The organism is Mycolicibacterium sp. MU0053 (assembly GCF_963378095.1).
GTDB lineage: Bacteria > Actinomycetota > Actinomycetes > Mycobacteriales > Mycobacteriaceae > Mycobacterium > Mycobacterium burgundiense.
On sequence record NZ_OY726397.1, the window covers coordinates 1,791,178 to 1,806,374 of the forward strand.

Here is a 15,197-nt window from a genome sequence, read left to right on the forward strand (position 1 = left end):
ACTCCAACTCGGCCGGCGGGACCTGATCAATCGAAGGCGGCAACGTCGTCCCGCCCACGAGGACCGACGTTAGGATGCCGTTGTGGGCTCTACCGATGCTCAGAAACCTCGCAACGAAGCGGCGAACCATCGAGCCGAGCTCGGCAGATACTTGCGGGCACGTAGGGAGCAATTGCATCCGGAAGACTTCGGCATCGCTCGAGCCCGACGTCGCCGTGTACAAGGTCTCCGCCGCGACGAGGTCGCCAAACTCGCGTCAGTGAGTCCCACTTGGTATACGTGGCTCGAGCAAGGGCGCGACATTCAGGTGAGTGTGGAAGTTCTCGACGCGGTTTGTCGGGTATTACGGCTCGACGACCACGCATCGCGTTATGTCCGTCATCTCGCGGGCAAGCCCGTGTCAGAGCCCACGACCAGTGCCGGCGTGACGGATCCTGCCGTTGAGTCTTTGATAGCCAGCCTGCTTCCGGCTCCCGCGTGCGCCGTGACGGAAGCCTACGACATGCTGGTCTGGAACAGGGCGCTGGCAAAGGTGATCGGTGATCCGGCGACCGTGCCGCCGGAGCAGCGCAACCTCGTTCGAATGTGCTTTGACAATCCAACGTTTCGCCGGCGCGTGTCCGGCTGGTCAGCGATCGCAGCGACTGCGATTGCTGAACTACGAGTGGTGTCGGCGCTCCATCCCCATAGCGAACGCCTGGGCCAACTCATCGATCAGATGACGGTGTCGAACCCTGATTTTCGCCAGGCTTGGGACGCGTTGACCGTGCGCCCGTTCTTTGGTGAGGTCGTCACCATCGACCTCAGCGGCACCGACGCCGTTCGCGTCAAAGTGATGGAACTCGTGTTGCGGGAAGAGAGTCCGATCACCATCGTCATCTTTCAGCCCGTCGACGCCGAAAGTCGGACGGTGTTGGCAGGCCTCGTCGACACCGAGAGCGAGCCTTCGAGCTAGCGCGAGGCACGGGTCCGCCCGATCCGGGGTCGAAGCCGGCCGCGCCATGTCGCCGTCGGTATGCGCAAAGGTGGTATGAAATACCACCTCCCTCACTCGCCCAAATCCATTGCATTGTCGGACACGAGGTCAGTACCTTCATGTGGTCTGCGCCGAACAAGTAATGCGCGAAACTCGATACGCGACGAATCCGAATCGTCGTAGGCCCGCTTTCCGCGCGTATTCGGGTGTATAGCGCAACGAGGAGGAACCCGCGTGTCAGCTAAACCGGTTGTCTCGTTCGACCACCATTCCGCGGAGTTCGCGAATGAGTCCAACGAAATTCTCTCGGATCTCCGGAAGCGGTGCCCCGTGGCGTGGACGGAGGCGCACGGTGGATATTGGGTCATCACCGAATACGATGATCTTGCCGCGATCGCTCGGGACGATCAGGCCTATTCGTCGCAACACGATCTCGAAGGTCCGAAGCAAGGCGTTTTGATACCGCCCATTCCCAACCCGTCGGGGATCCTGGAAATGGATCCGCCGGGCTTCCGCAAGATACGTCGTGCACTTGCTCCATATTTCTCGCCGGCCGCAATCAAGTCGATGCGGGAGGAAATTTTGGATCTGACTACGCAATGCATCGACGATTTCATCGAGCGGGGCGAGGCCGACCTCATCGAGGAGTTGGCTAGTCCGGTACCGGCAATGTTGACGGTCCGCCTCCTGGGGTTGCCGATGTCTGAATGGCCAGCCTTGGCCGAGGCCTTTCACAAGGGGGCCTACCTGCCCCATGACGAAGAGCACATGGGTGACATCCAGGAGATGTTGATGGGGGTCTACGCGCAGTTGTCGGAGGCAGTCAAGCAACGCCGCGCCAAACCACAGGACGACCTCATCTCCGCCCTCGCGAACCTTGAAATCGATGGAGAGCTGGTGCCTCTCGAGGTCGCGACGGGTAACCTCCAGCTGCTCGCCGCGGGCGGCATCGACACCACAACCAGTCTGATGGCGCACACGTTCATGCATCTCGACCGGGTCCCGGCCGACCGCGAATATCTGCTCGGTGACTTATCACGGACTCAACTGGCCTGCGAGGAATTCTTGCGCGTCTACCCGCCGATCCCGGGAATGGCCCGCACCGTGACAGTCGATCACAAGTTCGCTGATCAGGAATTCTCCCAAAATGATCGCGTGTGGTTCTCGTGGGGCTCGGCGAACCGCGACGAGAAACTATTCGACAATCCCGACGAGGTTCGATTGGACCGATTCCCGAACAGGCATACATCTTTCGGGTTGGGTGCACATCGATGCCTCGGATCGAACATGGCGCGGACCGTTTGGGAGATTGTTGTCGGCGAAGTTCTCACACGGTTGCCCGACTTTCGCGTTGACCGGACTGCTGCGCAGCGCTATCCCGACTGCGGCGAGATCAATGGCTGGGTCTCCGTACCCGTGAGCTTTTCACCAGGTAAACGAATCCGCGACACGGCAGGAAAATAGCCATGAAACTTTCAGTTGATTCCGCCCGATGCCAAGGTCATACGGTGTGCTACATGGTCGCCCCGGACCTTTTCAAACTCAGTGAAATCGACGGCCATGCATCTGCTGCCGTAGATGAAGTTCCGGAGGAGCTCCTCCACGTGGCACAAATGGCGGTTGAGGGATGTCCCGAACAGGCCATCTCCCTTGATGAGAACGAATGATTTCGTCTTCAGCCCGTGACTTCCGCGCGGTTGAAATCTCAAGCAGGCGAAACGATAAGCACGAACGCTCGAGCAAAGGATGGTATCGACGTTGAAGACGAAAGCTGCAGTGCTCTGGGAGCCGAACACTCCGTGGAGCATCGAAGAGATTGAATTGGATCCGCCTGGTCGCGGCGAGGTGCTGGTGAAGTTGGCCGCCAGCGGGCTGTGCCACAGCGACGAACACCTCGTGACCGGTGATATTCCGTTCGCCCTGCCGATTGTCGGTGGCCACGAAGGGGCCGGCGTAGTTGAGCAGGTCGGAGAGGGGGTCAGCTGGATCAAGGTCGGCGACCATGTGGTGTTCAGCTTCATTCCGGCGTGCGGGCTCTGCCCGAGCTGTTCGACCGGTCACCAGAACTTGTGTGACCTCGGCGCCATGCTCGCAGCCGGGATGCAGGTCAGCGACGGAACCAGCCGTCACCATGCGCGTGGCGAGGACCTCAAGATCATGTGCCTGCTCGGTTCCTTCGCCCACCACACGGTGGTCAACGAAGCGAGCTGCGTGAAGATCGACGACGATTTCCCCCTGGAACTCGCCTGCCTCCTGGGGTGCGGTGTCGTCACCGGATGGGGGTCGGCGGTCTACGCCGCCGAGGTGCAACCCGGCGACACGGTGGTCGTGGTCGGCGTCGGCGGTATCGGCGCAAACGCGGTGCAGGGCGCCAAACTGGCGGGCGCAAAGAACATCGTCGCGATTGATCCGGTGGAGTTCAAGCGCGACATGGCAATGAAGTTCGGTGCAGCCCACACCTTCAGCTCGTTCGATGAGGCGCTGCCGGCCCTACAGGAACTCACCTGGGGGCGGATGGCGGACAAGGTGATCATGACGATGGGCATCGGCTCCGGTGAGTTCCTCGGCTCGGCACTGGCGTTGGCGTCAAAACGGGGCCGAGTCGTCGTGACCAACATTCACCCGGCCGCAGAGTACTCGGCAGCCATCAGTCTGCTCGACTTGACACTCATGGAAAAGCAGGTCGTGGGCGCGGTGTTCGGTTCTGGCAACCCCCGCGCCGACATCCCGAAGATGATCGGCCTACATCGCGAGGGGCAGCTCGAGCTCGACGGTCTGATCACGAACACCTACCCGCTGGAAGGGGTCAACGAGGGATACGAGGCGATGCGGGCCGGTGCCAATATCCGCGGTGTTCTGCGCTACGAGTAGCAAGGGCATGCGACCCGGGAACCGCTGCCCAAGCCTCGCGCGAGGACGGGTGCCGGCGGTGACCGTGACGCCGGTGTCATTTCGGAGATCGCCAAGTCAGAAGACCATTGCGGGATGCGAGAAGGTGACGGAAGTGATGGAAACAACGATCCCAGAGTACGAGGGCCTGTACATCGGGGGACAGTGGCTCCCCACGGCGACGGGTGACTCGATCGAAATAATCTCACCGGTGACCGAGGGACGCCTAGGGAGCTCGCCGGCGGCGTCGACCACCGATATCGACCGAGCCGTCGCAGCGGCTCGTAAGGCGTTCGACGAGGGGCCGTGGCCGCGGATGCCGGTGCTGGAGCGGATCGCCATTCTGGAGCGGGCCCGCAAGATCTACGCCACCCGAGCCGACGAGATATCGGCGCTGATAACAGCTGAAATGGGTTGTCCCTCTTCGATTTCGGGTCTGCTGCAAGTCGGCTATCCGCAGCACATTCTGGACTACTACTTGGAACTCGCGGGCAGCTGGAATTTTGAGCAGCAACGAGGACAATCCCTTGTCAGGCAGGCTCCGGTGGGCGTGGTGGCCGCTATCGTGCCCTGGAACACCCCGCACAGCGCATTCATGGTGAAGCTGGCCCCGGCCCTGCTGAGTGGATGCACGGTCGTAGCCAAGCCGTCCCCGGAAACGGCGCTCGACGGACTATTGCTCGCGGAGATCTTCGCGGAGGCGGGGTTGCCCGAGGGCGTGCTCAACGTTGTTCCAGCAGGTCCGGAGTCGGGGGAGTACCTCGTGAGTCACGCGGGGGTCGACAAGGTCAGCTTCACCGGATCGACGGCAGCGGGCATGCGAATCGCTTCCATTTGCGGGGGCGCCATCCGCCGATACTCGTTGGAACTCGGTGGCAAATCGGCCGCCATAATCCTCGACGACGCTGATATCCCGACCGTCGTGCAGGGCCTTCGTTTTGCGTCGTTCCTCAACAGCGGTCAGGTTTGCACGAATCAGACCAGAGTCCTGGCTCCCAAAGCCAGGTATGGCGAGGTTGTCGACGCGTTATGCCAGATGGTCCCGACGATGAAGATCGGCGATCCAACCGATCCGACCACCGAGATCGGTCCGCTTGTCTCGGAGCGGCAGCGGCAACGTGTCGAGCACTACATCAGCGTTGGCTTGGCAGAGGGGGCCACCATCGCGGCGGGCGGCGGGCGACCGTCAGCACTTCCTGCCGGCTGGTTCATCGAACCCACCATCTTCTGCGATGTTGACAACGCCATGACGATCGCGCAAGACGAGATCTTCGGCCCCGTCGTGGCGGTGCTCGCCTACGACGACGAGGACCACGCGGTGAGTATCGCCAATGATTCTCGCTACGGACTTGGCGGCGGCATTTGGACGGCCGACGTCGAACGCGGAGTCGACCTCGCTCGCCGCGTACGCACCGGCCAGCTGAGCATCAACGGCGCGAGCAGCGAACTGACCACACCCTTCGGTGGATTCAAGCAGAGTGGTGTCGGCCGGGAGTCTGGTCCTGAAGGATTATTGAATTATGTCGAGCTACAGGCGATAACGTGTCCGGCATGAGTGGCGGCCGGAGCTCGCCAGGAGCCGTACGGACAGGATCCGGAACGGCCGGGTGCTGCCCTGTTTGTCTGATTCCGTCCACGAGCAGCGAGGTGATCAGTGAACGTTGTTGATCGTTGTGTCACAGTTGCGACTCGCGTCGACGCGGCTGGTGTCGGCTGGATTACGGCTCATCCTGGTGAGCGTGGCGACGGCCTGGCCACGCAGCAGGAGATTCTCGACGCGCTCGCCGAACTCATCGCCGATCCTGCAGTACGGACGATTATCATCGCCGGCCAGCCGCTGGCAGTGCTCAACGGTTCGCACAGCTGCGAGGCTTCCCCCGAAGAGGTAGCTGTTGGGATGCGCTTCCGCCAGCTCAGCGAACAACTGTGGAACTCATCGAAAACGCTGATCATCCGTCGCCACGAGGGCGTCGCGTCCGCCACGCTGCCTGATGCGCCGGCATATACCGAGCCACTCACCGAACGCGAACTGCAGGTCGTGGCGATGGCTTGCCAGGGTGCGTCCGCACGGCAAATGGGTGATCGCCTGTTCATCAGCGAGCGCACAGTCGAGTCGCATGTCAGCAACGCGTATCGCAAGCTGGGAATCCGCTCCCGTATCGAGCTCGTCAGGCGCGCGGCATATTTCGGCTTCTGACTGAGATGTGCTACCTACGCTGACATCGCGCCCACCGATGCGTGGAGGAGAATGAGATGACCGTTGCCTGAGTTGGCTGGGTTCCGTGATCACTTCAATCACACAATCCCGGGCTTCTCGCAGCGTGCGCTGGACGTGTACCGCACGATGCGGGAGCATTGCCCCATCACCCGCTCCGACCAACTTGGTGGCTTCTGGGTAGTCAGCAATTACGACGCGACCGTCGAGATACTCTCTCAGCCAGATGTTTTCGTGTCCGCCGAGGCTGCGGTGATTCCCGCGCTGCCGTTTCCTTGCCGTGGTATACCGAACGCATCAGACCCACCGCTGCACCACGACTACCGCGGTGTCCTCATGCCGTTCTTGACTCCCGACGCGGTAGCGCGCCACGAACCGATGGTCCGTGAAACAGTCGGGGCGCTGATTGACTCGTTCATCGGTGACGGTGAGGCGGACTTCGTCGCGCAGTTCGCGTCGCGGCTCCCGTGCCAGGTAACGGCGGGGATCTTCGGCTTCGAACGCCACGATGCAGAGCGCTGTTACGGGTGGCTATCCGAGATGCTGAATCCGCCGGATGGCGACCCGATAACCGCCGCCGCAGCAGCCGACAGTCTGCATGAATTCTTCGTGGGCATGCTGGCTGCCTCGCGCGCAGAACCCGACGGCAATCTAATTTCAGCGATCTCGAGTCACGTCAGAGCAGGGGCCGGACAGTTCTCGGATGAGGAATGCATTGCCCTGGTATTCAGCGCCGTCGGTGCCGCGCTCGAGACGACGGTCAGTGCACTCACGTCGATCGTTGTGTATCTGGACCAATTGCCCTCTGTGCGCGCGCAACTCATCACCAACCCGTCCTTGGTCGATCGGGCCGTGCAGGAGGTGCTACGCATGGCACCGCCCGCCCACTGCCGGGCACGAACGGTGCGAAGGAATGTGGAGGTCGGCGGAGTCACCTTCAAAGCCGCTGACCGGGTCCTGTTGTTGTTCGGATCTGCGAACTACGACGGCCGGCGGTTCGCGACCCCGGAGTCCTTTCGCCTGGATCGTAGCGACAATCCGCATCTCAGCTTCGGTCACGGAATCCACAGCTGTTTGGGGGCGGGGCTGGCCCAACTCGAGATGCGGGTGACGCTTGAGGAAATTCTCAAACGAATGCCGGACATTCAAGTGATCAGTGGATCGGGCCCCGTCATCAAGAACGGTGCCATGTGGGACTACGAAACACTGGGCGTCCAGTTCATTGCGCGCCCGGTGGTGCAGACCAGCTAATCTGGCACCGATTCGGGTTCGCGCAGCGGGCCGCCGCGTCGTCTGTCGGGCACCGCTCAACACGGGCCGCTTGGGCGTGAAAGTTTTTTGCCAGCTGCGAACCTGACGGGGCAGAGCAGCGGTGTCCACCCGTCTGCTCGGCGGCCACAACCGGGGGGATGGGGACGCCAATGTACTCCCGGCTTTCTGGCCATTTGTAGTCGGAGCCGTGCGAGTTCTGTCTCGGTAGTGGTACTGAGTTGCGGGGCATTCGCCACTTGTAATCTCCGTACTGCACCCGACCAGTGCAGAGGAGGACGATGACCACCGTCGAGTTTGCTGAGTTCCGCGACCACTTCGACCACACGACCGAAGGATTCTCGGAGCGAGCACTAAACGTTTACCGCGAGATGCGCGAGAACTGCCCCATCACGCGCTCGGACCAGCTCGGGGGCTTCTGGGTGGTCAGTAAGTACGACACGATCATCAAGATTCTGCGTCGGCCGGACGTCTTCACTTCAGGTGAGGGAATCGTACTACCGGCACTGCCGTTTCCCAGCCGCGGCATTCCGTCTGAATCGGATCCACCGCAGCACACCGATTACCGCAGTGTCTTCATGCCGTTCCTGACCCCCAACGCGGTGGCCGGCTATGAACCGCGGGTCCGCGAACGGGTTGGCGTGCTTATCGATTCCTTCATCGGTGACGGACAGGCCGACTTCATAGCCCAGTTTGCGAAGCGACTTCCCGGCCAGGTGATAGCGGAGTTCTTCGGGTTCGAACTCGACGATGGGGAGCGCTGCTACGAATGGCTGTCCACCATGATGGCTCCGCCCGACAAGGATCCTTCGACCGCGGCCGCCGCGGGTCAGAACTTGCTCGAGTTCATTGTGCGAGTGCTTACCGAAGCGCGCGCAGAGCCGAAGAACGATTTGATCTCGGCGATAGCGACGCATGTCACGAAGGCGGGCACCCAGTTCTCCGATGACGAGTGCATTGGATTGGTGTTCACTGCGATCGGCGGCGCGTTGGAGACAACGGTCAGCGGCCTCGCGTCCATTGTCGTGTATTTGAACCAATTTCCCGAGGCCCGTGCGCAACTCATAGCCGACCCAACGCTGGTGCAACCGGCCGTGCAGGAAGTTCTGCGTATGGCGTCACCGGCCCATTGCCCGGCTCGCACAGTGCATAGCGACATCGAAATCGACGGGATCAGTTTCAAAGCGGGCGACCGCGTGCTGCTGTTGTTCGGGTCGGCCAACTACGACGAAGAACGATTCACAGATCCCGAACTGTTCCGCTTGGATCGAGGTAGAAACCCTCACGTCACCTTCGGCCACGGTATCCACAGATGCGTTGGTGCGCCCCTTGCTGAACTCGAGATGCGGGTGACCCTAGAGGAGATTCTCAAACGAATGCCGGATATCCAGGTGGTCAGCCAAGATGGTCCGGACATCCGTAATGGCGGCACGTGGGGTTACGAGTCGCTCGGCATCAAGTACACGCCGGGCCGGCCGCAGGCCGACCGTTGAACCGATATCAAGGTGCACAGAGGAGGCAGCAATGAAAGTGTGGCGGATAGCCGACGACAGCTACTGGCAGGCCGCTCCGGAAGGGGCGCCGTGGGCCCAAACCGTAGTTGCCGCAGGCGAATTGCAGGGCATGAAGACGGCCATTCATGCACTTGGCGATGCGACTGACGAGGACACCCCCCTCGTCGTCGTCATCAAGTTCCCTCCTAACTACGTCCTGCCGCGGCATGCGCATCGCAGCGATCGACTCGAGCTGGTCGTCAGCGGTTCGCTGAAAGTCGACGGTCAGTGGCTGCACCCGGGTGATATCTGGGCGTCGTCTGCGGGCGAGTTCTATGGACCGCACGTCATGGGCCCCGATGGCTGCACCACGATGGAACTGGCCACCGTTGCCGGAGGTCACCTGCTCTCCTTCGAGGTCGACGGCGCCGCGGTGGACGTCGACTTCAGCGATCCGGCCTCCCTGGCCGCGGTCGGCAGCCTTTTGCAGTAGCCGGGCACGCTCCCGCGGCGTCGGTCACGTCCTTTGTCCATCCGCTTGGCAGCTGTCACGGCTGCAGGACGACCTTGATCGAGCCCACCGCGCGATCGGCGGCGACCCGGAACGCCTCCGCCGCATCCGCGAGCGGGAAGCGATGCGTTATTACGGTGGCGGCGATCTGCGGGTTGGCGGCGATGATGCCGGCAGCCTGGGTGAAATCTCGGCCGTGGTCGCCGTGGCCATAACAGGTGCACGCGACCACGCTGATTTCCTTCATCATGAAGGCGATGTCTGCTATCGGCCGCGCCGCTGCGGACACACCGACGACCGCAACGCGGCCGCCCGGGGCAACGCGTTCGACGCAGGTCGCCAACGATGATTCGGTGCCCGCCGATTCCACCACCACGTCGTATTCGCCAGCGGGAGTGCCGGCGCCCAGTCGGTGACCGGCCTCCGTTTGGTGCGGGTGTCGTGCCGCAAGGTCGACGTCGAGGCCCAGGGCGCGCGCCGCGGCGACCGCCAACAGGCCGATACTTCCCCCACCGACCACCAGTACGCGGTCCCCCGGTGAAACCGATACCCTGCGCAAGGCGTGGCAGCACACGGCGAGCGGTTCGACGAGTGCGGCGTCTTCGATCGGCAGGCCCTCGGGAAGGGGCACCAGGCACTCGGTTGGGACGCGCACCTGGTCGGCGAGACCGCCGTCGAAGTTCACCCCGAGCAGTCCGTGCGGTGCCGTCCCACGGCAGCGCTGCGTGGCACCGACGAGGCATTGGTCGCAGACACCGCAACGCACCGTCGGCTCGACGCAATACCTCTTTCCGTCGAAGGTCCCCGCGATCTCATGGCCAACCGTCACCGGCAGACCCGATGGCAGCAGGGTTAGGTCGCTGCCGCAGATGCCGGCCGAGCGGACTTGGAGTAGCGGCCAGTCGCCCGACGGTTCCTCGATATTCATCAGTGCCGGTACGCCGCCGGCCATCCGCACCGCGCGCATCAGCAGGGTCCGTCGATGGACAGAGGTGCTGTGGGACGGTGCCATGACCCGGTGGTTCGCATAACGGGGAAACATAGGGGACGGCTGCGCCCGGAGCATCCGTACCGGTACCCAAGAGCGCACGTCGGGCTGAGTGCGCCTACTTGACGGTGAGACCGCCGTCGACCGGCAAAGTAATTCCGGTGATGTACCGGCCGGATTGCCCGCACAGGTACACCATCGCCGCGGAGATGTCGGCGGGTTCGAGGAGTTCGACGGGCAGCAGGTTCTCGAATGCGGAGTTGATTTCCGGGTGTTCGGCCATGTATTGCGCGACAGCCTCGTTGAGAACCAATGGCGTGGCAACGCCGGTCGGGTGCACCGTGTTGACGCGAATATTCTTTTCGGCCAGAGCGGTGGCGTAGTAGCGCATCAGGCCGATGACGCCATGTTTGGCGGCGTGATAACCGGCGAAACCGTGGGTGCGGACGCCGAACGTGGGGCACAGGCTGTTCAATCCGGCGGTCGAACTGGTGATCACGATCGCGCCACCGTCGCCATGGTCGAGCAGCGCCGGCAGTGCCGCCTCGATCGTGAAGTAGACCCCATTCAGCATCACGTCCACCGCGTCGACGTAGCAGGCGATATCGTGGCGCTGTTCACCGACCATGGGGCCGATACCCGCGTTGGCGAGCACGAAGTCGACGCGACCCAGTTGGTTCACACCGTGGGTCACGGCGCCCGTCAGCCCGTCGAAGTCCCGGACGTCAACCTGCTCCGCAACGATCCGGCGCCCGGTTTTTTCGACGAGCTTGACGGTCTCGTCGAGGTCCGCACGGGTGGGCATCGGATAGCCGACACAGTCGATTTGGTCGCAGATGTCGACCGCGAGAATGTCAGCGCCCTCCTCGGCGAACCGAACGGCATGCGACCGCCCCTGGCCACGCGCAGCCCCGGTGATGAACACGACCTTGCCGTCGAACTAGCCTGCCATGACTACTCCTTCTGGTGGGCGTGTTCGGAATCAACGATCCAAATCGACCTCAGCTCGGCGAACTCGCCAGGGGAGCGCAGCCGCTCAGAGCGGATAGGTCACGGCCTGATACTCCAGATAGTCGTCCAGGGCCCACTTTCCGATCTCGCGCCCGATCCCGCTCTGCTTGAATCCGCCTCGGGGAGCCCGGATTCCGTCCATGGCACCGTTGATCGCCACGGCTGCGCTGCGCAGTCGAGGAGCCAGTCGCAGGCCTTCCTGGGTGGTGCGGCAGGTGATGTTCGCCTGCAGACCGAAGATGCTGTCGTTGGCGATGTCCACCGCCTCGTCGATTGAACCGTACGGGATCACCGTCAGCACTGGACCGAAGATTTCCTCTTGGGCGATCGTCATGCTGTTGTTGGCGTCGGTGAAGATTGTGGGCTCGTAGTAGTAGCCCCGATTCAGGTGCGCGGGGCGACGTCCGCCGGTTACCAGACGTGCGCCCTGGTCAAGCCCGCTGGCCACGTAGCCTTCGACAGCCGCGCGGCGCTCCTCGCGGATGAGCGGACCGATAACGGTTTGCGGATCGAGCGGATCGCCGATCTGTTGGCCGGCAACGATCGCGGCCATCCGCTCGACGAGTCCTGCCGCCAGGGCTTGGGGGACCAGCACCCGCGACAGCATCGAGCACGTTTGTCCTGCTCCGAAACACGCTGGCAGTGCGGCGATCTGAGCCGCCTGGTCGAGGTCGACGTCATCCAGGATGATGTTGGCGGACTTTCCGCCGAGCTCGAGCACGACCCGTTTAACGGTCTCTGCGGCCTTGGCCTGAATGGTACGCCCCGCGAACAGGCCTCCGGTGAAGCTGATCATGTCGACATCGGGGCTGGTCACGAGTTCTTCGGCGGCTTCGATGCCCTCACCGGTGACGACGTTGAAAACCCCTGGGGGCAGATCGGAGTCAGCGATGATCTCGGCAAGCTTCAGTAGTGACAGCGGGGTTTGCGGCGGCGCTTTCAACACCATGGTGCATCCCGCTGCCAGCGCTGGTGCGATCTTGCGGATCGCGATCATGATGGGCGCGTTCCAGGTGGGCAGTAGTCCGCATACACCGATTGGCTGGCGCAGTACCTGCGTCTGCAGCAGCCGACCACCGAACTCCAGTGGCTGTTGCGACTCGGCGAACGGCTGTGACAACACGAGATCGGCGGTATCGTGCATGATCTGGATAGGCCCCGCCTGGCTCGCGAGGTAGGTCGTGGCACCGGTTTCCTGAACGACGAGCTCGGAAAGTTCATGTTGGTGCTTTTCCATCAGCGTCGCGATCTGGTGGATTATGCGATACCGCTCTCCGAGCGGCAGCTGCGGCCACGGGCCGCGGTCGAAGGCGGTGCGAGCAGCGGCAATCGCCGCACGCATATCGGCGGCGCCGGCGTGTGGTATCGGACCGAGGGGTTCCTCAGTTGCGGGGTTGACGGTGGAGTACTTGGCTCCGCTCGCCGCCTCGATCCACTCACCGCCGACATACATTCGCCAAGCTGAGCGATTGTCGTGACTCACGTCCGCCGTCCTTCGATGTCGAGCCGAACCGCTTGTCGCGTGTTGAGGTCTTCGATCAGCTCCGCCGTCATTCCAAGTCCGTTCAAGATTTCAGCTGTGTGTTCGCCCAGCCGCGGAGCGAGTCGGTGTGGCGGCATCGTCGTTTGCGAGATTCGCAGGTACTGATCGGGTTCTCTGATGGTCCCCTCCTGCGGATGCGCAACCACCGCGACGCGACGGGTGCGGACATTCTCGGGATCGCGCATGAAAGCACGGTTGTTGAATGGCTTCGGCTCGGCGGCGGGTACCCCCGCCGTGTCGAACTGAGCGTGCCAGTAGGTGCTCGGTTGACCGACGATGATATCTGCCAGCGCCATACCGAGTTCGTAGTCGATGTCTTGGCAGGACTGCACAGTCGTTCGTTGGTCGAGCAGTTCACATCCGGTGACCGATTGCAACGCCCTGATCTCCGTGGGCGTCTGCACCGAGATGCATATCCAACCATCGGCGGTCTCATAGAGGCGGTCCAGTGCACTGATGCCGTACTGGAGGGGATCGAGCTTTCCCGCGCCCAGCACTGTGCCATCGGCCTGTCGCACGACGTGAGCCATGTGGGTCATGGTGGCATTGAGCTGTGGGTTCTCGAAGTACACACCGTCGCCGGTGCGCTCCCGGTACAGCAGCGACATCAGCATGGTGATGGCACCGATGAGCCCATTGCCCGGATCGGCATTTCCCAGTGGGTACAGGGGACCGTTGAATTGGCCAGCGACCTCGAACTCCGCCCCGACGTAGCCGGACAACATCGGTTCAAAGCTCTGCCGGCGCGCAAACGGTCCATCCGATCCCCATCCGGCGGCATAGCCGTAGATGACGTCGGGGTTCAACTCGCGGATCTGGCTGTGTCCCACGCCCATTCGCTCCGCGGCGCCGGGGCGCATGTTGTGGTGAACGATGTCGGCCCAAGCGGCCAAATGTTCTCTCGTGGTGCTCAGCGCAGGATCCTTCAGGTCGACCGCTATCGAACGCTTACCGGCCTGACAGTTGCGGAAGAGGCTTGGTAGACCCCGGAAGGGATCACCGCGGACCGGCTCAACCTTGATCACGTCTGCCCCGAAGTCCGCCATGTGACGAGAAGCGCATGGGCCGGCGTACATCGCGCCCACATCAAGGATTTTCACACCCTGCAGTGGCGCGCGATCGTCGGGCCGGGCCGAGCCCACCCACGGTCGATCATGGTTCGGATCGGCCCATTCGGCGAGCACCTCGCGGGTGTGCTCACCCGGCTGGGGTGCGGGGCGCAAGGAGATCTCCCGCTCGCCGAAGAACCGTGCCGGCGGCCCTACCTGTTCGATGGGGCCGAATACCGGATCGTCGATGGTGACCACCATGCCGTTGTGGCGTGTCTGCGGCTCGTCGAAAACCTCGGTGGGACGCAGCACCGGGATACCGCACACGTCCGCTTCGGCCATGGCCTCAACCCATTCCGCGCGCGGCTTGCTGGCGAAAATGTCGTGGATGCTGCCGTGCAGAATCTCTTGTTCGCGTGCGGTAAGGGGTATACCCATGTCCAGGCCGGTGACATCGGATGGGATCTGAGAGTCCAAACCGAGCAGTTTCATCAGCCGGCCGAACGCCCCCACCGCGCCGGTGTGCACACCGATGTACTCGTCGTCGGCGCAGCGGAAGCTGCCAGTGATCAACCGCCCACTTCCGGCCGGCATGAACGAGTCCTCGGTGTGAGCCGTGTTCTGCTGCCCGGTGTCAGTCTCACCCCACATCATCGCCAGATAGACCAAGGCGCCGTCGTACAGGGAGGTTTCGACATGACGCCCCACTCCGTCACGGGCCCGGCCGAAAAGTGCCGCGAGCACACCGAGTGCCCCGAGATAACCGGCCCCGATCGAGGCAAACGGTAGCCCCTCGTAAATGGGGCCGTCCCGGTGACCGACCTGCTCACCCATGGTGCCGATGAGGGCGTGCACGAGCGACTCGCGTGCCGCGACGTCGCGGTAAGGACCATCGGCTCCGAATCCGGTGATCGAACACTGTACGAGTGCCGGATGACGCGCGTGCAACGTCTGACGGTCCAGGCCGTGCTTGGCCGCCTCGGTCGGTGCCCAAGTCTCGATGAGCACGTCTGCGGCTGTAAGCAGTTGTTCCCGTTCGGTACTGGGCGAGAGCACATCGAGTTCGACAGCACGTTTGCCGCGGTGGAAAACCGCGTAGTCGACGGCTAGTTCGTCGCGACGCGGGGCACCACCGAGCGGCTCAACCACTACGACGTCGGCTCCGTAGTCGGCGAGGACCCCCGATGCCCGTGCTCCGGCAAGGTCGGTCGACAGGTCCAGGACTCGCAAACCTTCAAGCGGTTGGAACATGT

General features: G+C 62.8%; 12 protein-coding genes and 1 pseudogene. 9 read left to right on the forward strand and 4 right to left on the reverse strand.

The annotated features are described in order from the left end of the window. The first annotated feature begins 82 nt into the window (after positions 1 to 82). The 9 genes from RCP80_RS08480 to RCP80_RS08520 all read left to right on the forward strand — a co-directional run bounded on the left by RCP80_RS08480 (position 83) and on the right by RCP80_RS08520 (position 9,335). A complete protein-coding gene (locus RCP80_RS08480) occupies positions 83 to 955 on the forward strand; it encodes a helix-turn-helix transcriptional regulator (protein WP_308481907.1) in 873 nt (290 codons plus the stop codon). 255 nt (positions 956 to 1,210) lie between these two features. Further along, positions 1,211 to 2,440 (forward strand): cytochrome P450, encoded by a 1,230-nt coding sequence (locus RCP80_RS08485; RefSeq protein WP_308481908.1) that lies wholly within the window; start codon positions 1,211 to 1,213, stop codon positions 2,438 to 2,440. Positions 2,441 to 2,442: 2 nt separating this feature from the next. Then, positions 2,443 to 2,643 (forward strand): ferredoxin, encoded by a 201-nt coding sequence (locus tag RCP80_RS08490; RefSeq protein WP_308481909.1) that lies wholly within the window; start codon positions 2,443 to 2,445, stop codon positions 2,641 to 2,643. A gap of 91 nt (positions 2,644 to 2,734) precedes the next feature. Then, positions 2,735 to 3,847: an NDMA-dependent alcohol dehydrogenase gene (locus tag RCP80_RS08495; protein ID WP_308481910.1), complete on the forward strand. Its 1,113-nt coding sequence runs from the start codon at positions 2,735 to 2,737 to the stop codon at positions 3,845 to 3,847. Between the two features lie 148 nt (positions 3,848 to 3,995). Continuing rightward, complete coding sequence (locus RCP80_RS08500) at positions 3,996 to 5,420, forward strand: aldehyde dehydrogenase (RefSeq protein ID WP_308482757.1); 1,425 nt, start codon at positions 3,996 to 3,998, stop codon at positions 5,418 to 5,420. Positions 5,421 to 5,519: 99 nt separating this feature from the next. Beyond that, positions 5,520 to 6,062, forward strand: a complete 543-nt coding sequence (locus RCP80_RS08505) for a helix-turn-helix transcriptional regulator (protein WP_308481911.1) — start codon at positions 5,520 to 5,522, stop codon at positions 6,060 to 6,062. Positions 6,063 to 6,125: 63 nt separating this feature from the next. Next, positions 6,126 to 7,331, forward strand: coding sequence for a cytochrome P450 (locus RCP80_RS08510; protein ID WP_308481912.1), 1,206 nt, complete (start codon positions 6,126 to 6,128; stop codon positions 7,329 to 7,331). A gap of 299 nt (positions 7,332 to 7,630) precedes the next feature. After that, positions 7,631 to 8,842, forward strand: coding sequence for a cytochrome P450 (locus RCP80_RS08515; RefSeq protein ID WP_308481913.1), 1,212 nt, complete (start codon positions 7,631 to 7,633; stop codon positions 8,840 to 8,842). A 31-nt stretch (positions 8,843 to 8,873) separates the two neighbouring features. Next, on the forward strand, positions 8,874 to 9,335 hold the full coding sequence (locus tag RCP80_RS08520) for a cupin domain-containing protein (protein ID WP_308481914.1): 462 nt from the start codon (positions 8,874 to 8,876) through the stop codon (positions 9,333 to 9,335). 55 nt (positions 9,336 to 9,390) lie between these two features. Here RCP80_RS08520 and RCP80_RS08525 read toward each other — a convergent pair whose 3' ends face one another. The 4 genes and pseudogenes from RCP80_RS08525 to RCP80_RS08540 form a co-directional block, all read right to left on the reverse strand. Further along, complete coding sequence (locus RCP80_RS08525) at positions 9,391 to 10,365, reverse strand: zinc-dependent alcohol dehydrogenase (protein ID WP_308481915.1); 975 nt, start codon at positions 10,363 to 10,365, stop codon at positions 9,391 to 9,393. A gap of 94 nt (positions 10,366 to 10,459) precedes the next feature. Then, a pseudogene (locus RCP80_RS08530) lies at positions 10,460 to 11,281 on the reverse strand (mycofactocin-coupled SDR family oxidoreductase); the annotation flags it as partial. 96 nt (positions 11,282 to 11,377) lie between these two features. Then, on the reverse strand, positions 11,378 to 12,835 hold the full coding sequence (locus RCP80_RS08535) for an aldehyde dehydrogenase family protein (protein ID WP_308481916.1): 1,458 nt from the start codon (positions 12,833 to 12,835) through the stop codon (positions 11,378 to 11,380). Next, positions 12,832 to 15,195 carry a CaiB/BaiF CoA transferase family protein gene (locus RCP80_RS08540; RefSeq protein WP_308481917.1) on the reverse strand — a complete coding sequence of 788 codons (2,364 nt, stop codon included), beginning with the start codon at positions 15,193 to 15,195 and terminating at the stop codon, positions 12,832 to 12,834. Before RCP80_RS08540 ends, RCP80_RS08535 begins: the two co-directional genes overlap by 4 nt. Positions 15,196 to 15,197 lie beyond the last annotated feature (2 nt).